The organism is Streptomyces sp. NBC_00038 (assembly GCF_026343635.1).
GTDB lineage: Bacteria > Actinomycetota > Actinomycetes > Streptomycetales > Streptomycetaceae > Streptomyces.
Genome location: NZ_JAPELQ010000001.1, coordinates 3,022,180 through 3,041,406 on the forward strand (window position 1 = coordinate 3,022,180; position 19,227 = coordinate 3,041,406).

A 19,227-nucleotide genomic window follows, 5' to 3' on the forward strand; every position below is an offset into this window, starting at 1 on the left:
CATCCGATCGTGTGAGGATTGGCCACCGGGCTGACGGGCATCGGCCGGACGTACAGTGGCGTGGGCGCGTTACATGCCTGACGCAGGTACTTCGCTTGTTCCGCGTGCCTGACAAAGCTTCTAGGGAGGCGCTTGCCGTGAGTGAGTTGCGGTTCGTCCGTATGGGATTCGGTGCGGAGGCCGTCGAGTACCAGGAGGCCTGGGACGAGCAGCGGCGCGTGCATGCCGCCCGTTTCCTGGACGAGGTCCCCGACACCTGTCTCCTCCTGGAGCACCCGCCGGTCTACACGGCAGGCCGGCGCACGGCGGACAACGAGCGGCCCCTCGACGGCACCCCGGTCATCGACGTGGACCGCGGAGGCAAGATCACCTGGCACGGCCCCGGTCAGCTGGTGGGCTACCCGATCCAGAAGCTGCCGCGCCCGGTGGACGTCGTAGCACACGTACGACGTCTGGAAGATGCTCTTATCCGTACGTGTGCGGAGTTCGGCCTGGAGACGAGCCGCGTCGAGGGCCGCAGCGGGGTGTGGGTGCTGGGCGATCCGGTGGACCAACGCCCCGCGCTGGGCGGCCTCTCCCTGGACTTCGACCCGCGGCTGCACGACGAGGAGTTCGACGCCCGGCTCAACGGCCCCGAGTACGCCCCCTCCAACGCCGGCCAGCGTCGCGAGGACCGCAAGATCGCTGCGATCGGCATCCGGGTCGCCAAGGGCGTGACGATGCACGGCTTCGCACTGAACGTGAACCCGGACAACGTGTGGTTCGACCGCATCATCCCGTGCGGCATCCGTGACGCCGGCGTCACGTCCCTGGCGAACGAACTGGGCCGCGACGTGACGATCGCCGAGGTCCTGCCGGTGGCCGAGCGGCATCTGAGGGACGTACTGGAGAATGCGGAGCTGCTGCCCCGGGAGATCGAGCGGGCGTCGGCGTAGCCCAGCGGGAATGGGCCCCTGTTCCGCAGGGTTGCCCGTCTCTGAGACCGAAAACGAACGGGCGTACCCTGGTGTACGCCGAAGAATCGAAGCTACAGGGAGCCGATGTGTCCGCAGTCGCACCCGACGGACGCAAGATGCTGCGCCTGGAGGTCCGGAACGCCCAGACCCCCATCGAGCGCAAGCCCGAGTGGATCAAGACCCGGGCGAAAATGGGTCCCGAGTACACGAAGATGCAAGCCCTGGTGAAGAGCGAGGGTCTGCACACGGTCTGCCAGGAGGCGGGCTGCCCCAACATCTATGAGTGCTGGGAAGACCGCGAGGCCACCTTCCTCATCGGCGGAGACCAGTGCACCCGCCGCTGCGACTTCTGCCAGATCGACACGGGCAAGCCCGAGGCGCTGGACCGCGACGAGCCCCGCCGGGTCGGCGAGTCGGTCGTCACGATGGACCTGAACTACGCCACGATCACCGGCGTCGCCCGCGACGACCTGGAGGACGGCGGAGCCTGGCTGTACGCGGAGACGGTCCGCCAGATCCACGCGCAGACCTCGGGCCGTGAGGCCGGCCGCACCAAGGTCGAGCTGCTGGCCCCCGACTTCAACGCCGAGCCCGAGCAGCTCGCCGAGGTCTTCTCCTCACGCCCCGAGGTCTTCGCGCACAACGTCGAGACGGTCCCCCGGATCTTCAAGCGCATCCGCCCCGGCTTCCGCTACGAGCGCTCGCTGAAGGTCATCACCGAGGCCCGCGACTACGGTCTGGTCACGAAGTCGAACCTGATCCTCGGCATGGGCGAGACCCGCGAGGAGGTCAGCGAGGCGCTCCGCCAGCTGCACGAGGCGGGCTGCGAGCTGATCACGATCACGCAGTACCTGCGTCCCTCGGTGCGCCACCACCCCGTCGAGCGCTGGGTGAAGCCGCACGAGTTCGTGGAGCTGAAGGAGGAGGCCGAGCAGATCGGCTTCTCCGGTGTCATGTCCGGCCCGCTGGTGCGTTCCTCGTACCGTGCCGGGCGGCTGTACCAGATGGCCATCGAGAAGCGTGGCGCGTACGTCGCCTCGCAGGCGGTCTGAGCCGACGTACCGACACGTGCGAGGACCCCGTACGGCCTAGGCGGCCGGACACACCGAACCGAGCGATCAACGAGAGCGGTGGCACTGAGTGCCACCGCTTTTGTGTGAATCGGCGCACAAGCAACTCCCCCTTCACAATGGCTCGTTCAGCACAGTGGAGGCCTTCCCCGCAGATGAGGACGCTGTCAGGGGCGCGTCAGCGATCGTGGCTGGTGCATCAAGGTTTCATTGGCGTTTGACCGGTCGGTCACGCCCTGGTAACACCAATCAGTGACCCTGGTCTTACGCCACGTGAAGCACCCGCCAGAGCCGCCAACCCGAGGAGGGAACACCATCATGCAGGCTGCGCCCGTACGCGCCACCGCCATCCCGTCGTTCACCGATGCACTCCGTGCCGTCGAGTCGATCCTGATGAGCGGCGGCCAGCGCACCGCCCGTCGCAACGCCTGGACCTCCGTCCTGGAGGACCGCCGCCACGCCAAGGACAGGGTCGAGGCACAGCGCGTACTGGAAGCCGTCGCGACGCGTTCGTAACCCGCGTCCCGCTCCCCCTCGGTACTGCCGTCGTCGGCGCTTCCAGGGCCACGTAGACTTCCAGGCATGGCGAGGAAGGAAAGCGCAGCGGACGCCGCTGCCGAACCCGGGCGACTCAAGCAGATCGCTCTGACTTACAAGATGACCCGCAAGGCCGACTCCAAGATCGGTCTTGTACTCGCGGCTGTCGGAATTGCCACCCTTGGTGTCTTCCTCGCGATCGGCTTCTTGATCGGCCACCCGATCTATCTCGGCATCTTCGGCCTCCTGCTCGCCTTCCTCGCGACGGCGATCGTCTTCGGGCGCAGGGCCGAGCGAGCCGCGTTCGGGCAGATGGAGGGCCAGCCGGGCGCAGCCGCGGCCGTGCTGGACAACATCGGCCGAGGCTGGAGCACGACCCCGGCGGTGGCGATGAACCGCAGCCAGGACGTGGTGCACCGCGCGGTCGGCAAGGCCGGCATCGTGCTGGTGGCCGAGGGCAACCCGAACCGGGTGAAGAGCCTGCTGGCCGCCGAGAAGAAGAAGATGGCCCGGATCGTCTCGGACGTCCCCGTGCACGACATTCTCGTGGGCACCGGCGAGGGTCAGGTGGAGCTCAAGAAGCTCCGCACGACGATGCTGAAGCTGCCGCGCGTCCTTACCGGCCCCCAGGTCACCACGACCAACGACCGGCTGCGCGCGATGGGCGACCTGATGAGCAACATGCCGCTGCCGAAGGGGCCGATGCCCAAGGGGATGCGCATGCCGCGCGGCGGCAAGATGCGCTGACAAGTCTTGTTCCGATGCTCCCCGTCATGTGGATGACGGGGAGCATCTCTGTGTCGGGGGCTGTGTCGGGCTCTGCGTCAGGGGCTCTGTGTCAGGCCAGGGTTCTGAACGCCCGGTCGTAGTACACCATCGGGGATCCCTCGCCGAGGCGGACGCCTTCCACCCGGCCTATCAGGACCGTGTGGTCCCCGGCCGGGTGCCGGGCGTGTGCCGCGCAGTCCAGCTCGGACAGCGCCCGCTCGACCGTCGGCAGCCCGTCGGGGCTGAGGCACAGCCCGCCCGACGCGAACTTGTCGGTGCCCTTGGTGGCGAAGCGCAGTGCGAGCGGGCGGTGGTCCGGGGCCAGCACACTCACCGCGAAACGGTCGCAGCACTCGAACGACGCCGCCGAGTCGGCCGAGTTCGCCAGACACACGAGGATCATCGGCGGCTCCAGCGACACCGAGCAGAAGGAGCTGGCCGTGAATCCCCGGGGGGTGCCGTCCGCGCAACGGGTGGTCACCACGACCACGCCCGAGGGGAAGCGCGCCATCGCGGCACGGAACTGCTCGGGGGCCACCTCGGCACCCACCGCGTCCTGGCGATCCGTCATGGCGGCCGAACCGCCATCGATCTGCTGAACCATCGTCAACTCCCGGAGGACTGACAGGTGAGCGCTCTGCCTGGCCGCATTCGTGGCGATCGTTGATGTCGGTTACGGCAATGTGGCGGCCACCGACCGTGTTCGGGATGTCACGCGCATCCAGGACGACTATGCCGTCGCCGTCCCGGACGGGCAACCGGACGAATGGCCTCCCGGAAGCCTTCACCACCTGCGGCGACGCGGCACTCCTGACCCCGCACCCCGGGCGGGCGACGTTCAGGAGATACCGCCGAACGGGTGCCAAAAGCATCGCGCGGGGACGCGGTCATCGCACCGGCTCGGCCGGCTTGTCGCCGGACAGCGCCCAGGCGCCGTAGGCCGCGCCGGTGGTCTCGAAGGACAGCGCCACGTGCGAGGCGGCGCTGTTCACATCCCTCCAGAACCGCTGTACGGGGTCGGACGAGGACTGCCCCGACGTCCCGCTCGCGCGGAAGACCCGGTCGACCGCCGAGACCAGCAGTTCCACCGCGAGCGCGAGGTCCCGGGCGCCGCGGACCGCTGCCTCGCCCTCCGGCGGACACTCCGTGCCGTCGGCCACCGCCGCCGTCCGCAGGATGAGGAGTTCGGCGGCGTCCACCTCGGCGGCCGAGCGGGCCAGCGAGACCTGCGCCGACGGCATCTCGCGGACGGCCCGTCCCCGGCGGTCGACGCGCTGTCCGGTCCGCGCGATCCAGGCGCGCAGTGCGCCTCGGGCGGCCCCGATCAGCGGGGCGGCGAAGGGCAGGGCGTTCACGGCGTACATCGGGACGATGTGGCAGCGGGCGTCGGAGGCGGGCGCGCGGCCGGCGTGGACGGCCGACCGCGGCAGGGTCAGATGCTCGGGCACGAAGACGTCGGAGAGGAGGAGGGTGTGGCTGCCGGTGCCGCGCATGCCCACGGTTGACCAGGTGTCCTCGATGGAGAAATCGGCGCGCGGCACCGCGAAGAACAGCACCTCGGGCCGCTCCGGAGGGTTCTCGGCGTCCTTGGCCGGTACGGCCGCGCAGGCGAGCGCCCAGTCGGCGAAGTGCACCCCGCTGATGTACTTCCACTCACCGCTCAGCCGCCAGCCGCCGGCGACGGGCTCAGCCTTGCCGGACGGCATGAGCGCGCCGGCCAGCACCACGTCAGGCCCTTCCGCCCAGATCTCCGCCTGCCCCGCCTCGGGCAGGAACGCCGCGTACCGCCCGGCGTAGGCGGCCAGCGAGGCCGCCCAGGCCGCTGACGTACATCCTTCTCCGACCAGCGCCACCGCCGAGGTCAGCTCGGCGAAACCGCCGGTCTCGCCGCCGTGGGCGACCGGTACGAAGTGCCGCGCGAACCCGGCGTCCCGCACGGCGCGGACCACCTGCGGCGAGAGCTGACGGGCGGTTTCCGCCTCGTCGCTGTACTGGGCCGCGATCTCGGCTACCTGCGGCGCTCGGGCCACGATCGTCGACTTGCTGTCGTGCGACATGCTGTCCACCACCTCCACCGGGAATGGACGCAGTGTCCCCGGCACGGCTCATCACCGACCGGACCCCGAGCCGGTCGGGGCGATCCGTCACCCGACCGGCGTCACAACCGGCAAGGACAATCGCCGGCTGGAGACAGTCGCTAGCTGCGGACCTCGATCGTGCGGGCCAGGCGGTCGTGCAGGCCACGGCCGTCGCGGTCCCAGATCAGGGCCGGGATCGCCACGCACAGGAGCGCGGTGCGCAGGACGGCGCGCAGGGGGTTCAGACGGCCGCCGTTCTCGGGGACGATCCGCAGGCCGAACAGGCGCTTGCCGGGGGTGAAGCCGACCGTGCCGACGGTGAGGACGCCGAGGGTGAAGAAGAGGAGGAGGGCCCAGTTGCCGGTGGCCTGGTCGTAGCCGTCAGTGAGCAGGCCGTATGCGATCAAGAGGCAGAGGGCCCAGTCGACGACGAGGGCACCGAGGCGGCGTCCGGGGCGGGCGATCGAGCCGGGGCCCTGCTCGGGCAGACCGAGCTGCTCACCGCGGTAACCGAGCTCGACACCGGCTTTCTCCAAGGCCTCGCGCGGTCCGGAGAGCCATGATCCGATTGCATCCCTGTTGTCCACCCGTCCACGGTACTGCGGTCGTTTTGGCATGTGGACAGGTGGGGTATGCCGGACCTGATCCGGTTAACTTGGGCGAAACAAATGGGTCACGCTTGAGAAATCACCCGTCCCTAAGGTCGGGCTCAGCGTGTGCCACCGCACTGGCCGCACGAACGAACTACCACCCCGGTCCACAGTGGGCGGGAGTAGGAGGAGCTGGATGTTCCAGAACGCCGACGAGGCCAAGAAGTTCATCAAGGACGAAGACGTCAAGTTCGTCGACGTCCGCTTCTGCGACCTGCCGGGTGTCATGCAGCACTTCACGCTGCCGGCAGAGGCCTTCGACCCGACCGAGGAACTGGCCTTCGACGGCTCCTCCATCCGCGGCTTCCAGGCCATCCACGAGTCCGACATGGCGCTCCGCGCCGACCTGTCCACCGCGCGCGTCGACCCCTTCCGCCGCGACAAGACGGTCAACATCAACTTCTTCATCCACGACCCGATCACGGGCGAGCAGTACTCCCGTGACCCGCGCAACGTGGCGAAGAAGGCGGAGGCGTACCTCGCGTCGACCGGCATCGCCGACACCGCGTACTTCGGCCCCGAGGCCGAGTTCTACGTCTTCGACAGCGTCCGCTTCGACACCAAGTCGAACGAGGCCTTCTACCACATCGACTCCGAGGCCGGCGCCTGGAACACCGGTGCGCTGGAGGACAACCGCGGTTACAAGGTCCGCTACAAGGGCGGGTACTTCCCGACCCCGCCGGTCGACCACTTCGCCGACCTGCGTGCCGAGATCTCCCTGGAGCTGGCCGCGTCCGGCCTCCAGGTCGAGCGCCAGCACCACGAGGTGGGCACCGCGGGCCAGGCCGAGATCAACTACAAGTTCAACACGCTGCTCGCCGCGGCCGACGACCTCCAGCTCTTCAAGTACATCGTGAAGAACGTCGCGTGGCGCAACGGCAAGACCGCGACCTTCATGCCGAAGCCGATCTTCGGTGACAACGGCTCGGGCATGCACGTCCACTCGTCGCTGTGGGCGGGCGGCACCCCGCTCTTCTACGACGAGGCCGGCTACGCGGGTCTGTCGGACATGGCCCGCTACTACATCGGCGGCATCCTCAAGCACGCCCCGTCGCTGCTCGCGTTCACCAACCCGACGGTGAACTCGTACCACCGCCTGGTGCCGGGCTTCGAGGCGCCGGTCAACCTGGTGTACTCGCAGCGCAACCGCTCCGCCGCGATGCGTATCCCGATCACGGGCTCCAACCCGAAGGCCAAGCGCGTCGAGTTCCGTGCGCCCGACTCCTCCGGCAACCCGTACCTCGCCTTCTCCGCGCTCCTCCTGGCGGGCCTGGACGGCATCAAGAACAAGATCGAGCCGGCCGAGCCGATCGACAAGGACCTCTACGAGCTGGCCCCCGAGGAGCACGCGGGCGTCGCCCAGGTCCCGACCTCCCTCCCGGCCGTCCTCGACCGCCTTGAGGCCGACCACGAGTTCCTCCTCGCGGGCGACGTCTTCACGTCCGACCTGATCGAGACGTGGATCGACTTCAAGCGCACGAACGAGATCGCTCCGCTGCAGCTGCGTCCGCACCCGCACGAGTTCGAGCTGTACTACGACGTGTAAGCACGTCGCACCTGCCGTACGTCCTCGGCCGTGTCCTTCCCTTCGGGAGGGGCACGGCCGATGTGCTGTCCGGTGGCGAGTTATGACCGGGGCGGCTGGGAAGGACTACGGTCTCGGCGTCGTGGGGGGGGGGCAGCCAAGTGAACTCGGACACGATCACGGCCATATCGGCGACGGCGATAGCGCTCGGCTCTCTGTGGGTCAATTACTCCCAGACCCGAGCCAACCGGCTACACAACCGCCAGTCCGTCAAGCCCCTGCTGGTGATGCGACGCATCAAGGGATACGAAGACCGCAAGGCGGGCCTGCAGGTCATCAACGCGGGCCTCGGTCCGGCCATCGTGACCAACTCCGTGGTTCGACTCGACGGCGAGGACATCGGGCACTGGAACCATCACGCCCATGATCGTGTCTCGGAAAGGCTGCCGGTGTGGCCCAAGGTCTACTCCCTGCGACCCGGTGCCGTCGTCCTCGCGGGGCAGTCCGCCTTCCTGCTGCACCTCGACGAATTCAGCGAGGACGAGCACGACTGGTTCTGGGAGCTCATCACCCAACGGCTGGTGATCGAGATCCACTACGAGTCCCTCTACGGCGGCGAGGACTTCAAGGCGGCACCGCCCCCTTTCTGAGCCACCTCCCCCGCGTGTGCTCCCCATAAATAAGTGGCTCTTGACAGGCCAGATCTTTGCCCGCTGCGGAGCCGATCGGGGCCTGTCCATGGGGGCACCCGGGCGCACAATGGAAAGCGGGACGAGTGCCCGAGTGTGGGGTGATGCATGATGCAGAGCCGGTTCCAGAGCGATCGGCGGTTGACCGTGCGGATGACGGTCACGTTGTTTCTGCTCGGATTGCTGTACGTGGCCTTCATCGCCGCGTTGATCGCGCTGATGAAGTCCTGGGTGCTGGTCGTGGTGATCGCGGTGGCGTTCCTCGGGGCGCAGTACTGGTTCTCGGACCGGATCGCGCTGTTCGCGATGCGCGGGCGGATCGTGGAGCGTGAGGAGTATCCGCAGCTGCACGGGGTGGTCGACCGGCTGTGTGCCGTCGCCGACATGCCTAAGCCGCTCGTCGCCGTCTCCGATATGGACATGCCCAACGCCTTCGCGACCGGGCGGAACCCCGATCACGCGGTGCTCTGTGTGACCACCGGGCTGCTGCGGCGACTGGAGCCCGATGAGCTCGAAGGGGTGCTGGCGCACGAGCTGTCGCATGTGGCGCACAAGGACGTCGCGGTGATCACCGTTGCCTCCTTCCTCGGGGTGATCGCCGGGCTGATCGTCCGGTTCGCCTTCTACTCGCAGCTCCTGGGCGGCGGGCGCAGGGATCAGAACACGGCCCTGGTGTTCATGGCCGTCATGACGGTCTCCGCGGCCGTGTACGCGATCAGCTTCATGCTCATCCGGGCGCTGTCCCGGTACCGCGAGCTGGCCGCCGACCGGGCCGCGGCCCAGCTCACCGGACGGCCCTCGGCACTGGCGTCCGCGCTGACCAAGGTCACCGGGGACATCGCGAAGATCCCGTCCAAGGACCTGCGGACGGCCCAGGCCTTCAACGCCTTCTACTTCACGCCCGCCCTCGGCGCCGAACCGGGTATCGCGCGGCTGTTCTCGACCCACCCGAGCCTGGAGCAGCGGCTCGAACAACTGGCGCGGATCTCCGCGGAGTTGGGTGAGGCGGCGACACCGGGGAAGGCGGGCTGAGCATGGGGCTCCTGGACATCCTGCTGGGGCGCAGCAGACCCGTCGCGCCCGACCTCGACCAGCTCTTCGCCCTGCCGTCGGCCGCCATCACCTTGCAGGCGGCCGCCGGGTTCACTCCGACGGGGACGGGTGCGGTGTGCTTCGCGACCGTCGAGGGTGCGGCCTTCGCCGAGGCGCACAAGGAGGTACAGGAGCTGCTGGACGCGGACGCTGAGCGCCAGGGCCCTCCGGTGGAGGTCAGCCGGGACGAGTACGGGTACTCGTGGCTGGTCTCGCGGCGGGAGAGCGACGATCTGCCCGCGCTCGTGAGTGATCTGCACGCGGTCAACAGCGCGCTGGAGGGCGCCGGCTTCGGGCCGCAGCTGCTCTGCTCGGTGGCGGGCTTCCAAGGCGCCGACCAGCGGCGGCTCGGGCTCGTCTATCTCTACAAGCGCGGCACGTTCTATCCCTTCGCGCCGGTGGCCGGCGGTGGCCAACAGCGGGACAACGCGCTGGAGTTGCAGATCAAGGCCGCGCTGGCCGACGATCTGCGGATCGAGCAGGACCTGAGCCGCTGGTTCCCGATCTGGGGTGCCCCGGGTCTGTGACCCGGGGCACCGTTGTTACTTCTGCCGCTCCTGGCGCCGCGCCTCCATCGGACGTTCGCGGCGGTAGCGGCGCTCCCACTTGGCCTGACGGTCACGGCGGGCGCGGTAGGCACGATAGGTGGAGTCCGCGCGGCCCCCGGATCCGGACGCGCCTCCCGAGGAGGCGCTCGGTGCCGAGCTGGGCGCGGACGCCGCCGAGGTGCCGCCCCCGGTGCGGCCGTAGCGGACGTACAGGAAGAGCAGGGCGATCGCCGCGAGCCAGAGGACGTGGTTGGAGAAGCCCATGACGACCAGGATCGCGGTCGCTGAAATGATCAAGGTGCCCATGACGGGACTCCTTGCATGCGTGGGTGACTGGATCTTGATGGCGTGAAGGTCTTGCCGAATGACCGAGGGGGCGCTGGGGGAGGCTGCCGCCCGTCGGTGCGTAGAGACTAGCCCTGAGTCCGCCCGCTGATGCCCCTCGGGAGGAAAGCGGTGCTCAGCGCCTCCGGAACGCCTGTCCAGCGTAGGGAAGCGAGCCATCGGCGCGCATCTGTATTTCCCTCGACATATCCCTCACCTGCGCCCCTTCACTTATCGCCACAGAGCCGAACAGAATCGGCATACGGCGTGAAGAGGTGTCCCGCATGAGCAATCCGGGTGGCTGCCTGCCTCACACGTCCTGTGTCGCCCTGATCACGCCCGCCGTCACGGCGGCACCCAGGGCGGCGTGGTCGGCGGTGTTCTGGTCCGCGTAGCGCAGTGCGAAGTCCGCGACGGCGCGTTCGAAGGTGTCGGCGCCGCCGAGGTAGGCGGCGATCGCGATGCGGTCGCCCGAGCGGGCGTGGGCGCGGGCCAGGGCGGTGCCGCACAGGCGGGCGTAGGCGAGCAGCGCGTCGGGGGTCATGCCGGCGACGTCCGCGGAGCCCTTCATGTCCCGCAACTGCCGCCAGTAGAAGGCGCGTCCCTGCGGCCCGGTCATCCAGCCCAGGAAGATGTCGCTCGCCGCCTGCAGCAGGCGCTGCCCCGCGACGACCCGGTGCCCTGGATGGACGTACGGGCCGCTGGGCAGATGCTCTTCGAGTACGGATCTGCCGGCCTGCTTGATCTGGAGGAACAGCGGGTCGTCCGCGTCCCGTCCGGCCAGCAGCACGATGAAGCAGCGGGTGCCGACGCTGCCGACGCCGACGACCTTGCGGGCGGCGTCGACGAAGCGGTAGCGGTCGAGGAGGAGGCGGCGTTCCTCGGAGAGTGTGGAGCGGTAGTCGCTGAAGATCTTGCGGAGCGAGGCCATGTCGGTGACTCCGGCCGGCTCCAGGAGGGGCGGGTCCTGGACGATGCGGCGGCGTCCGTCGACGGTCTCGGTGAGTTTGCCGAGTGCGTGCAGGCTGGTGCGGCGGCGGGCGCGGGTGAGGCTCGACTCGACCCGCTTGCGGTGGTGGGCCGAGCGGACCAGCGGGAGCAGGCGGTCGGCGTCGATGCGCTCGTACCAGACCGCCAGTTCGCCCTTCCCCGCGAGCTGCCGGATGCCCTGGCGGTACTCCCCCACCGCGGCCTGGGCCGCGCTGTGGGCCTGCGCCTCCGTGTGCCCGTTCTCGCGGCCCGCCACCGCGACGCTGGCCGCGAGCCGTTTGACGTCCCACTCGAAGGGGCCCGGATGCGTCTCGTCGAAGTCGTTCAGGTCGAAGAGCAGGGTGCGCTCCGGGGAGGCGCACAGGCCGAAGTTGAGGAGGTGGGCGTCCCCGCACAGCTGCACCTTGAGCCCGGTGTGCGGCTGGGCCGCCAGGTCGGCGGCCATGACGGCGGCGGCGCCGCGCAGGAACGCGAACGGCGACGCCGTCATCCTCCCGTACCGGATCGGCAGCAGCTCCGGCAGCCGGTCCCTGCCCTGCCGTTCCAGTACGGCGACGGGGTCGGGGCGGTCGGCGCCGGGGATCCAGGCGGCGTGCGCGGAACGGGAGACGCGTTTGCGGGCCGCTCTGCCCTGTGCGGCGCGGTCCTGCGGGGTGGCCGTGGCGCCGATCGGGGCCACGGCCGTCACTTCCGCACGGCTCGGGCCACTTCGGCGGTGACGTCGCCGGAGAGTGTGCGGTTGCTGCGGGCGGTGGCGTCCTTGGCGGCGCTCGCCGCGACGTCGTTCAGCGTGACGACGACCGTGTCGAGGAGGTTGCCGCTCGGGTCGCGGAAGTCGATCTGCACGGCGTACGACTTCGACGAGGAGGCGGAGTTGGTGACGGTCACCTTCGCGGTGGCGCGCCCGTCGGAGTCGGTGCTCACGCCGCCGACCTTCACGTCGCCCTTGGCGTTCACGCCGTTCTTGAACTCGTCGAACTTCTGGCCGGCCTCGGCGGTGGCGGAGGCGAGGGTGTCGCCGAGCTCGGCCGTGGCGGAGGACAGCGCGTCGCCCGCCTCGGAGGCGGCGGACGCGGCCTCGGAGGCGGCGGACGCGGCCTTGGAGGCGGCGTCGGAGGGGGTGGTGTCGTCGGAGCAGCCGGTGAGGGGCGCGGCCAGGGCCGCCGTCGCGGCCACCGCCAGGGCCAGCCCTCGTACGTCGTGCCTCTTCATCGCGTCTCCCGACGTCGTCCCTCGTGCTCCTCCGGATTCCGCTCCTCGCGGTTGCCTCAGTCAAGGCGGGGAGCGGGGCGTACGCATGCCGGGTACGGCGATCGGGTGAGCTGCGCGCGAGGATGGGGATGGGAACGACGGCGTACTACGGGTGGGTGGAGACGCATGGGCGGACAGCGGCGGCACATCGGGGTGGCGGAGCGGCGGGCTCGGCTCGCGCTGGGGCATCGGCTCGCGGTGTCCGCGCGGGCGGAGAGCCCCGAGGAGGTCGCCGAGTCGCTGGTCGCGCTGCACGGGACCGATCCGGCGACGGTGTATCTGGCGGTCGGCGCGCGGCTGGCGGATGCCGGGAAGACGGTGGCGGAGGTCGAGCGGGCGCTGTACGAGGACCGGACGCTGGTGCGGATGCACGGCATGCGGCACACCGTGTTCGTGTTCCCGACCGGGCTCGCCGCCGTGGTGCACGCGTCGACCGGGCTCGTCATCGCCGCGAAGGCCCGTGCCGGGCTGGTCAAGGACATGACGACCGGCAGTGACGGCCGGCTGACCGGGGAGTGGCTCGCGGAGGTCGAGGCGTCCGCGCTCGCCGCGCTGGCCCGGCGCGGGCAGGCCACCGTGAACGAACTCACCCGGGACGAACCGCGGTTGAAGGAGCAGTTCACGTACGGGGCCGGCAAGAGTTACGAGAGTCCGCAGTCCGTGTCCTCGCGGTTGATGCGGGTGCTCGGTGTCGAGGGGCGGGTCGTGCGCGGGCGTCCGCTGGGTTCGTGGACGTCGTCCCAGTTCCGCTGGGCGGTCGCTCCGCCGCATCCCGGGCTTCCGGTCGGCGAGGCCCAGGCCGAGCTGTTGCGGCGTTGGCTGCGGGTGTGCGGGCCCGCGACCGAGGCGGACCTGAAGTGGTGGACGGGTTGGAAGGTCACCGACGTACGTCGATCGCTGGCCGCGGTCGGGGCGGTGGCGGTGCAGCTCGACGGCGGGGTCACGGGGTACGTGGCCGATGGTGACGACGGGCCGGTCGCCGGGCCCGCGGAGCCGTGGGCCGCGCTGCTGCCCGGGCTTGATCCGACGGCCATGGGGTGGCAGGAGCGGGACTGGTATCTCGACCCGGCCCTGCGGTCGGCCCTCTTCGACGGCAGCGGGAATGTCGGGCCGACGGTGTGGTGGGACGGGCGGGTGGTCGGGGGGTGGTCGCAGCGGGCCTCCGGTGAGGTGGTGTGGCGGCTGCTGGACACCGGCGGGGTCGGGCGGGAGGCTCGGGAGGGTATCTCGGCAGAGGCTGCGCGGTTGGGGGCCTGGCTGGGCTCGACGCGGATCACTCCGCGGTTTCGGACGCCGTTGGAGCGGGAGTTGGGGGCGGGGTGAGCCACCCCGATGCCGGGTGCCCTGCCGGAAGCAAGGCACCCGGCACCCGGGAATCAGCGCGCGTACCTCATCAGCGCCCGCACCATGTGGCACGTGATGTCCGACGGTGGGTGGACACCGATTTGCTGTGCGGTGGTGCGTATCTTCTCGTTGCGGGCCTGGTTCGGCATGTAGACGCCGGAGTCGAGCAGGGCGATCGCGAGGCGCATCGCCTTGAGCCGGCGGTTGTGCGTGACGTACCAATCGCGGGGGCGCCCCGGGGGAAGCGGGCGCTTCTCCACGGGCTCGTACGGCAGGTCCAGCAGGACCGCCCTCTTGGAAGTGGACTGGGTGGGCAGCGGCTTCAGTGCGGCAGCGGGCACGGACTCTCCTCCTGTCGCGGTCAGGGAACCCTCCGGACCCCCGGCGGCTCCCTCGAACACTGCTACCAGTTTACCGGCTCCCACTGACATCCGGGGAGTCCACAGCGTCCGCCAAATGGCCAGGTGGGCACGGTAATTGCCGCAGCGTCACAGCAGGTTTACGAGGTGCGCGTGGGACGACGTGAATTCGAACAGGACGGCCTCAGGCGCAACGGCGGAACCCGGGCCGGCGACGTATCGTGTGCGGCATGGAGATCTGGATCAATCCGGCCTGTTCGAAGTGCCGAAGCGCCATCAGCCTGCTCGATGCCGAGGGCGCCGACTACACAGTGCGCCGCTACCTGGAGGACGTACCGGCGCAGGACGAGATCCGTGACGTACTGGAGCGGCTGGGGCTCGAACCGTGGGACATCACGCGGACCCAGGAAGCCGTCGCCAAGGAGCTGGGGCTCAAGGAGTGGGCGAGGGACGCCGGTTCACGGGAGCAGTGGATCAAGGCGCTGTCCGAGCACCCCAAGCTCATCCAGCGGCCGATCATCACCGCGGACGACGGGTCGGCCCTCGTGGCACGCAGCGACGAGGCGGTACGGGATGCCTTGTCCCGGTAGCTCCTACCAGCCGCCAACTCCCTTGTGACCTACGTTACTTCGGTGACTCCTGTAACTGTTGAGTAACTCTGTTCGGCATCTCGTACCTAGCGACGTACCGCACCCCCGCACACAGGAGGCGCTCATGTCGCGCAGGAGAACCCTCAGCACCAAGAAGAAGCTCGCACTGCTGGTCAGCGCCGCGGCCGTGGCCGGAGGCGGGGCGTTCGCCTTTGCCGCCACCTCTAACGCGTCGTCGGTGCAGAACGCGGCGTCTTCGACGGTCTGTCAGGGACTGGCCACCGCGTTCGGCAACAACGAGAAGTTCATCGCCGACCAGCGGGCCGCCCCCGACGCGCAGTCGGAAGCCCGGATCGCCAACCGCGAAGCGGTCCTCGCGCAGATCAAGGTCCAGCAGGAAGCGTCCGGCTGCGAGGTCGGGGAGTCGGCTCAGGGCTCCCAGACCGTCGCGCCGCCCGCGGCCTCCACTCCCCCGGCAGCCTCGGCCCCCGCGGAGAGCGCCCCCGCCGAGGACACCGGGGCCGAGGCCGGCGCCGGTGCCGCCACCGGCGAGCAGGTCTGCAACGGCTCGACCGTCACCCTCTCCGGAGAGGCGGGCGCCCCGGCCGCGTCCAGCAACCAGTTCCCCGCCGGGACGCTGCTCAAGGTCACGAACCTGGACAACAACAAGTCCACGACCGTGGAGGTCACCGCGACCTCCGGAAGCTGTGCCCTGCTGAACAACGAGGCCTTCGAGCTGGTCCGGGAGCCCGGCAAGTTCCTGATCCGCAACGCGCTGATCGAGAAGGTGGGCTGACGGGACCGTTTGAACTGACGGGATCCGCATGACCGGGGTCCTGCCGCTATCCGGCCAGGAGCGGCAGGGCCCCTTCGCCGTACGCGCCCGCAAACCCATCGCATACGAGCGGTGGCACCCCGGGCAAGCAGATGGACCTTGCACGACCGACCGGCAGGGCCGCCGGTCGCGGTCGCGAGCGCCCCCGTCGAGTGATGCCGAGTGACAACGGGCACACACAGCTCAGGTAACACGGGGTTCACATTCGAGCAATGATCGGGAAATCGCCTGTTGACAGGCTGCCTTGCATCTACGCGGCGCCTCAGTGCCGCAGCGCCGCTGCACCCGCAAGTGCGACTGAAGACCCACCCCCGAAGGATGTGGCCCGTGACGTTCAAGGCTGAGTACATCTGGATCGACGGCACCGAGCCGACGGCCAAGCTCCGTTCGAAGACGAAGATACTGGCCGACGACGCCAAGGGTGCCGAGCTCCCGATCTGGGGCTTCGACGGTTCCTCGACGAACCAGGCCGAGGGTCACGCCTCCGACCGCGTACTCAAGCCGGTCGCCACCTACCCGGACCCGATCCGCGGCGGCGACGACGTCCTCGTCATGTGCGAGGTCCTGAACATCGACATGACGCCGCACGAGTCCAACACCCGTGCCGCGCTGGTCGAGGTCGCGGAGAAGTTCGCCGCGCAGGAGTCGATCTTCGGCATCGAGCAGGAGTACACCTTCTTCAAGGGTGCCCGCCCGCTCGGCTTCCCCGAGGGTGGCTTCCCGGCCGCGCAGGGCGGCTACTACTGCGGCGTCGGCTCGGACGAGATCTTCGGCCGTGACATCGTCGAGGCGCACCTGGAGAACTGCCTCAAGGCCGGTCTCGCCATCTCCGGCATCAACGCCGAGGTCATGCCCGGCCAGTGGGAGTTCCAGGTCGGCCCGGTCTCCCCGCTGGAGGTCTCCGACCAGCTGTGGGTCGCCCGCTGGCTGCTCTACCGCACCGCCGAGGACTTCGACGTCTCCGCGACGCTGGACCCGAAGCCGGTGAAGGGCGACTGGAACGGCGCGGGCGCGCACACCAACTTCTCCACGAAGGCGATGCGCGAGGGTTACGACGCGATCATCACCGCGTGCGAGTCGCTGGGCGAGGGCTCGAAGCCGATGGACCACGTCAAGAACTACGGCGCCGGTATCGACGACCGTCTGACGGGCCTGCACGAGACCGCCCCGTGGAACGAGTACAGCTACGGCGTCTCCAACCGCGGTGCCTCGGTCCGTATCCCGTGGCAGGTCGAGAAGGACGGCAAGGGTTACATCGAGGACCGCCGTCCGAACGCCAACGTCGACCCGTACCTCGTGACGCGTCTGATCGTCGACACGTGCTGCACCGCTCTGGAGAAGGCCGGCCAGATCTGATCCGCCCCGCTCGTGTGAAGAGGCGTCCACCGTCGCGGTGGGCGCCTCTTCGCGTTGTTTCACGAGCTTGCAGTATCAAGTTCACGCCAAGGAAGCGTCCGACCGGTGAGAGGACTCTCCTGCCCGGCGCCGGGTTCTGCTTCAATGGGGACATGGCCAGCTTCCAGAAGTACACCGCGACGGGTCGCCATGACCTCGAGCCGTTCTGGCCTTCCCGTCAGCACCATGACTTCGACCGGGTGTGTTGTCGCGCGATGAACGCGCGGGCCCTCTAAAGCCGACACCCGGCCTCCGGCCAGCGCGCACGACGTACGTCCTTGACGGTCCCGACCACGAACTCGCGGCCGTCGATCTTCCCGACGAACTTCTCGCGCGAAAGAGCTGACCTCTCATGGCGAACACCCGTTCCTTCTCCTCCCTCGCGACCGCTCCCGCGACCACCTCCACCGCCGGACGGCACCGACTGCGTGCCGTCGACCGGGACGAGGTGGTGGACGTCACCGACTTCCTGCCGCCGGGTGCCACCTGGCTGCCCGCTCCCCCGCACACCCTGCCCGTGCTCCCTGGCCAGCCGCCGATGATCGGCTACCTGGTCCTCGTGCCGGCCGACCAGCAGCCCCTGCTGCCGGTCGCCGTGCCCGACCGGCCCGAGCCGCTCGACACCGCGGGCACCGTCGGCGGTGGCAACCCGCTCGTCCGCATCGACACCGTGCAGCGCACCGCCCAGGTCGACGGGAGGCAACTCGACCTCACATACCTGGAGTTCGAGCTCCTCGCCCACCTCGTCGCGCACCCGCACCGAGTGCACACCCGGGACCAGCTGGTCACCACGGTGTGGGGCTACGGGCACGTGGGCGACGGGCGGACCGTCGACGTCCACGTCGCCCGGCTGCGGCGCAAGCTCGGCGCGCAGCACCGGCAGACGATCCAGACCGTGCGGCGCGTGGGCTACAAATACACGCCGCCGACCGGTCGTTGACCCTGCGGTCGACTGCGACTTCGGCTTCGGCTTCGGCTTCGGCTTCGACACCGCTCACGGCCGATCTTCTGTCAGCAGATTTCCGTTCCCTGCGGCGGGCCGTCCGGGCAGAGTCGTCGGTATGAGACTTCTGATGCTGGGTGGTACGGAGTTCGCGGGGCGCGCGGTCGTGGAGGCGGCGCTCGGGCGCGGCTGGGAGGTGACCGTCTTCCACCGGGGGCGGCACGAACCCCCCGCCGGGGTGCGGTCGTTGCACGGCGACCGCACCGCGCCCGACGGGCTCGCGGCGCTTGCGGAGGGTGACTGGGATGTCGTCGTCGACACCTGGTCGGCGGCGCCGCGGGCCGTACGGGACACGGCGCGGCTGCTGGCCGGCCGGGTCCGGCGGTATGTGTACGTGTCCAGCCGCTCCGTGTACGCCTGGCCCCGGACCGGCGGGGGCGACGAGGACGCCGCCCTCGTCGACGGGGCGTCCGCGGACGCCGAGCAGACCGACTACGCGCGGGACAAGCGGGGCGGTGAGCTGGCCGCGCTCGACTCCTCCGGGGCGGAGGGGGCGCTGCTGGTGCGGGCCGGGCTGATCCTCGGGCCGTACGAGAACGTCGGGCGCCTGCCGTGGTGGCTCAACCGTGTCGCCCGCGGCGGGCCCGTCCTTGCTCCCGGGCCTCGTGAACTCCCCCTCCAGTACATCGATGTCCGCGATCTCGCCGAGTGGATCCTCGGGGCGGTGGAGCGGGGGCTCGGTGGGGCGTACAACCTGGTCTCTCCTTCTGGGCATACGACGATGGGCGGGCTCCTCGACGCGTGCGTCCAGGTCACCGGGGGTGAGGGGGATCTGCGGTGGACCGAGGCGTCCGTGATTCTCGGGGCCGGGGTCGAGCCGTGGGGGCAGTTGCCGGTGTGGGTGCCGGGTGGGAGCGAGCTGCACGATGCGCTGCACGGGGCCGATGTGTCTCGGGCGATCGGGGCCGGGCTTCGGTGCCGACCGGTGTCGGAGACCGTCGCCGACACCTGGAGCTGGCTCCAGAGTCTCGGCGGGGTTGCACCCCAACGGGCCGACCGGCCGGCGGTGGGGCTTGATCCTGCGACGGAGGCGAAGGTACTGGGTCTGAGGTGAGATGTTTTTCGCCCCCTCCGCCCCTACCCATTCCCGTCCCTTGGGGGCTCCGCCCCCAAACCCCCGCTCCTCAAACGCCGGAGGGGCTGAATCTCTCCCCGGCCGGCGCTAGAAGTCTTTAGCCCGTCCGGCGTTTGAGGACGAGCGCGTCAGCGCGATGCGGGGGTCT

At 69.6% G+C, this 19,227-nt stretch carries 21 protein-coding genes; 14 read left to right on the forward strand and 7 right to left on the reverse strand.

The features are described 5' to 3' along the window. Positions 1-137 precede the first annotated feature (137 nt). The 4 genes from lipB (at position 138) to OG219_RS13875 (ending at position 3,310) form a co-directional block, all read left to right on the forward strand. A complete protein-coding gene (gene lipB, locus OG219_RS13860; protein ID WP_266826349.1) occupies positions 138-935 on the forward strand; it encodes a lipoyl(octanoyl) transferase LipB in 798 nt (265 codons plus the stop codon). A 107-nt stretch (positions 936-1,042) separates the two neighbouring features. Further along, positions 1,043-2,008, forward strand: a complete 966-nt coding sequence (lipA, locus tag OG219_RS13865) for a lipoyl synthase (RefSeq protein ID WP_266826351.1) — start codon at positions 1,043-1,045, stop codon at positions 2,006-2,008. Positions 2,009-2,344: 336 nt separating this feature from the next. Then, positions 2,345-2,542: a hypothetical protein gene (locus tag OG219_RS13870; protein ID WP_266464918.1), complete on the forward strand. Its 198-nt coding sequence runs from the start codon at positions 2,345-2,347 to the stop codon at positions 2,540-2,542. A gap of 66 nt (positions 2,543-2,608) precedes the next feature. After that, positions 2,609-3,310, forward strand: a complete 702-nt coding sequence (locus OG219_RS13875) for a DUF4191 domain-containing protein (RefSeq protein WP_266826353.1) — start codon at positions 2,609-2,611, stop codon at positions 3,308-3,310. Positions 3,311-3,401: 91 nt separating this feature from the next. Here OG219_RS13875 and OG219_RS13880 read toward each other — a convergent pair whose 3' ends face one another. The 3 genes from OG219_RS13880 to OG219_RS13890 all read right to left on the reverse strand — a co-directional run bounded on the left by OG219_RS13880 (position 3,402) and on the right by OG219_RS13890 (position 5,996). After that, positions 3,402-3,902, reverse strand: coding sequence for a flavin reductase family protein (locus tag OG219_RS13880; RefSeq protein WP_266836088.1), 501 nt, complete (start codon positions 3,900-3,902; stop codon positions 3,402-3,404). A gap of 316 nt (positions 3,903-4,218) precedes the next feature. Continuing rightward, positions 4,219-5,388, reverse strand: coding sequence for an acyl-CoA dehydrogenase family protein (locus tag OG219_RS13885; protein WP_266826355.1), 1,170 nt, complete (start codon positions 5,386-5,388; stop codon positions 4,219-4,221). 140 nt (positions 5,389-5,528) lie between these two features. Then, positions 5,529-5,996 (reverse strand): RDD family protein, encoded by a 468-nt coding sequence (locus OG219_RS13890; protein WP_266826357.1) that lies wholly within the window; start codon positions 5,994-5,996, stop codon positions 5,529-5,531. A gap of 199 nt (positions 5,997-6,195) precedes the next feature. Here OG219_RS13890 and glnA point away from each other — a divergent pair, with 199 nt between their 5' ends. From glnA to OG219_RS13910, 4 genes are all read left to right on the forward strand, one after another. Further along, a complete protein-coding gene (gene glnA, locus OG219_RS13895; protein ID WP_266826359.1) occupies positions 6,196-7,605 on the forward strand; it encodes a type I glutamate--ammonia ligase in 1,410 nt (469 codons plus the stop codon). 140 nt (positions 7,606-7,745) lie between these two features. Beyond that, positions 7,746-8,234 carry a hypothetical protein gene (locus tag OG219_RS13900; protein WP_266826361.1) on the forward strand — a complete coding sequence of 163 codons (489 nt, stop codon included), beginning with the start codon at positions 7,746-7,748 and terminating at the stop codon, positions 8,232-8,234. 150 nt (positions 8,235-8,384) lie between these two features. Continuing rightward, complete coding sequence (gene htpX, locus OG219_RS13905; RefSeq protein ID WP_266836089.1) at positions 8,385-9,305, forward strand: zinc metalloprotease HtpX; 921 nt, start codon at positions 8,385-8,387, stop codon at positions 9,303-9,305. 2 nt (positions 9,306-9,307) lie between these two features. After that, a complete protein-coding gene (locus tag OG219_RS13910) occupies positions 9,308-9,892 on the forward strand; it encodes a hypothetical protein (RefSeq protein ID WP_266826363.1) in 585 nt (194 codons plus the stop codon). 15 nt (positions 9,893-9,907) lie between these two features. On the opposite strand, the gene OG219_RS13915 is transcribed toward OG219_RS13910, so the two are convergent. The 3 genes from OG219_RS13915 to OG219_RS13925 all read right to left on the reverse strand — a co-directional run bounded on the left by OG219_RS13915 (position 9,908) and on the right by OG219_RS13925 (position 12,439). Beyond that, positions 9,908-10,219, reverse strand: coding sequence for a hypothetical protein (locus OG219_RS13915; protein ID WP_266826365.1), 312 nt, complete (start codon positions 10,217-10,219; stop codon positions 9,908-9,910). A 328-nt stretch (positions 10,220-10,547) separates the two neighbouring features. Next, on the reverse strand, positions 10,548-11,915 hold the full coding sequence (locus OG219_RS13920) for a DUF2252 domain-containing protein (protein WP_266826367.1): 1,368 nt from the start codon (positions 11,913-11,915) through the stop codon (positions 10,548-10,550). Next, entirely contained in the window at positions 11,912-12,439 is a 528-nt protein-coding gene (locus tag OG219_RS13925) for a hypothetical protein (protein WP_266826369.1), read from the reverse strand. The genes OG219_RS13920 and OG219_RS13925 overlap by 4 nt, the downstream gene beginning before the upstream one ends. Positions 12,440-12,604: 165 nt before the next feature. Between OG219_RS13925 and OG219_RS13930 the strand changes: the two genes are divergently transcribed. After that, positions 12,605-13,801, forward strand: a complete 1,197-nt coding sequence (locus OG219_RS13930) for a winged helix DNA-binding domain-containing protein (RefSeq protein ID WP_266826371.1) — start codon at positions 12,605-12,607, stop codon at positions 13,799-13,801. Between the two features lie 53 nt (positions 13,802-13,854). On the opposite strand, the gene OG219_RS13935 is transcribed toward OG219_RS13930, so the two are convergent. Continuing rightward, positions 13,855-14,163, reverse strand: a complete 309-nt coding sequence (locus OG219_RS13935) for a hypothetical protein (RefSeq protein WP_266826373.1) — start codon at positions 14,161-14,163, stop codon at positions 13,855-13,857. Between the two features lie 248 nt (positions 14,164-14,411). Here OG219_RS13935 and OG219_RS13940 point away from each other — a divergent pair, with 248 nt between their 5' ends. The 5 genes from OG219_RS13940 to OG219_RS13960 all read left to right on the forward strand — a co-directional run bounded on the left by OG219_RS13940 (position 14,412) and on the right by OG219_RS13960 (position 19,058). Then, on the forward strand, positions 14,412-14,771 hold the full coding sequence (locus OG219_RS13940) for an arsenate reductase family protein (RefSeq protein WP_266826375.1): 360 nt from the start codon (positions 14,412-14,414) through the stop codon (positions 14,769-14,771). Between the two features lie 124 nt (positions 14,772-14,895). After that, entirely contained in the window at positions 14,896-15,567 is a 672-nt protein-coding gene (locus OG219_RS13945) for a hypothetical protein (protein WP_266826377.1), read from the forward strand. 366 nt (positions 15,568-15,933) lie between these two features. After that, the gene (glnII, locus tag OG219_RS13950) at positions 15,934-16,962 is read left to right on the forward strand and encodes a glutamine synthetase (RefSeq protein WP_266826379.1); all 1,029 of its coding nucleotides are present in this window, start codon (positions 15,934-15,936) and stop codon (positions 16,960-16,962) included. Between the two features lie 391 nt (positions 16,963-17,353). Continuing rightward, a complete protein-coding gene (locus tag OG219_RS13955; protein WP_266826381.1) occupies positions 17,354-17,941 on the forward strand; it encodes a winged helix-turn-helix domain-containing protein in 588 nt (195 codons plus the stop codon). Positions 17,942-18,074: 133 nt separating this feature from the next. Then, positions 18,075-19,058: an NAD-dependent epimerase/dehydratase family protein gene (locus OG219_RS13960; protein WP_266836090.1), complete on the forward strand. Its 984-nt coding sequence runs from the start codon at positions 18,075-18,077 to the stop codon at positions 19,056-19,058. Positions 19,059-19,227 lie beyond the last annotated feature (169 nt).

Bases quoted from the DNA above. Each gene is read 5' to 3' on its own strand.
- OG219_RS13960 (WP_266836090.1), top strand. From the start codon at position 18,075: ATGCTGGGTGGTACGGAGTTCGCGGGGCGCGCGGTCGTGGAGGCGGCG.
- OG219_RS13945 (WP_266826377.1), top strand. From the start codon at position 14,896: ATGTCGCGCAGGAGAACCCTCAGCACCAAGAAGAAGCTCGCACTGCTG.
- OG219_RS13910 (WP_266826363.1), top strand. From the start codon at position 9,308: ATGGGGCTCCTGGACATCCTGCTGGGGCGCAGCAGACCCGTCGCGCCC.
- OG219_RS13885 (WP_266826355.1), bottom strand. From the start codon at position 5,388: ATGTCGCACGACAGCAAGTCGACGATCGTGGCCCGAGCGCCGCAGGTA.
- htpX (WP_266836089.1), top strand. From the start codon at position 8,385: ATGCAGAGCCGGTTCCAGAGCGATCGGCGGTTGACCGTGCGGATGACG.
- OG219_RS13915 (WP_266826365.1), bottom strand. From the start codon at position 10,219: ATGGGCACCTTGATCATTTCAGCGACCGCGATCCTGGTCGTCATGGGC.
- glnA (WP_266826359.1), top strand. From the start codon at position 6,196: ATGTTCCAGAACGCCGACGAGGCCAAGAAGTTCATCAAGGACGAAGAC.
- OG219_RS13870 (WP_266464918.1), top strand. From the start codon at position 2,345: ATGCAGGCTGCGCCCGTACGCGCCACCGCCATCCCGTCGTTCACCGAT.
- OG219_RS13955 (WP_266826381.1), top strand. From the start codon at position 17,354: ATGGCGAACACCCGTTCCTTCTCCTCCCTCGCGACCGCTCCCGCGACC.
- OG219_RS13930 (WP_266826371.1), top strand. From the start codon at position 12,605: ATGGGCGGACAGCGGCGGCACATCGGGGTGGCGGAGCGGCGGGCTCGG.
- OG219_RS13880 (WP_266836088.1), bottom strand. From the start codon at position 3,902: ATGACGGATCGCCAGGACGCGGTGGGTGCCGAGGTGGCCCCCGAGCAG.
- OG219_RS13925 (WP_266826369.1), bottom strand. From the start codon at position 12,439: ATGAAGAGGCACGACGTACGAGGGCTGGCCCTGGCGGTGGCCGCGACG.
- OG219_RS13875 (WP_266826353.1), top strand. From the start codon at position 2,609: ATGGCGAGGAAGGAAAGCGCAGCGGACGCCGCTGCCGAACCCGGGCGA.
- OG219_RS13940 (WP_266826375.1), top strand. From the start codon at position 14,412: ATGGAGATCTGGATCAATCCGGCCTGTTCGAAGTGCCGAAGCGCCATC.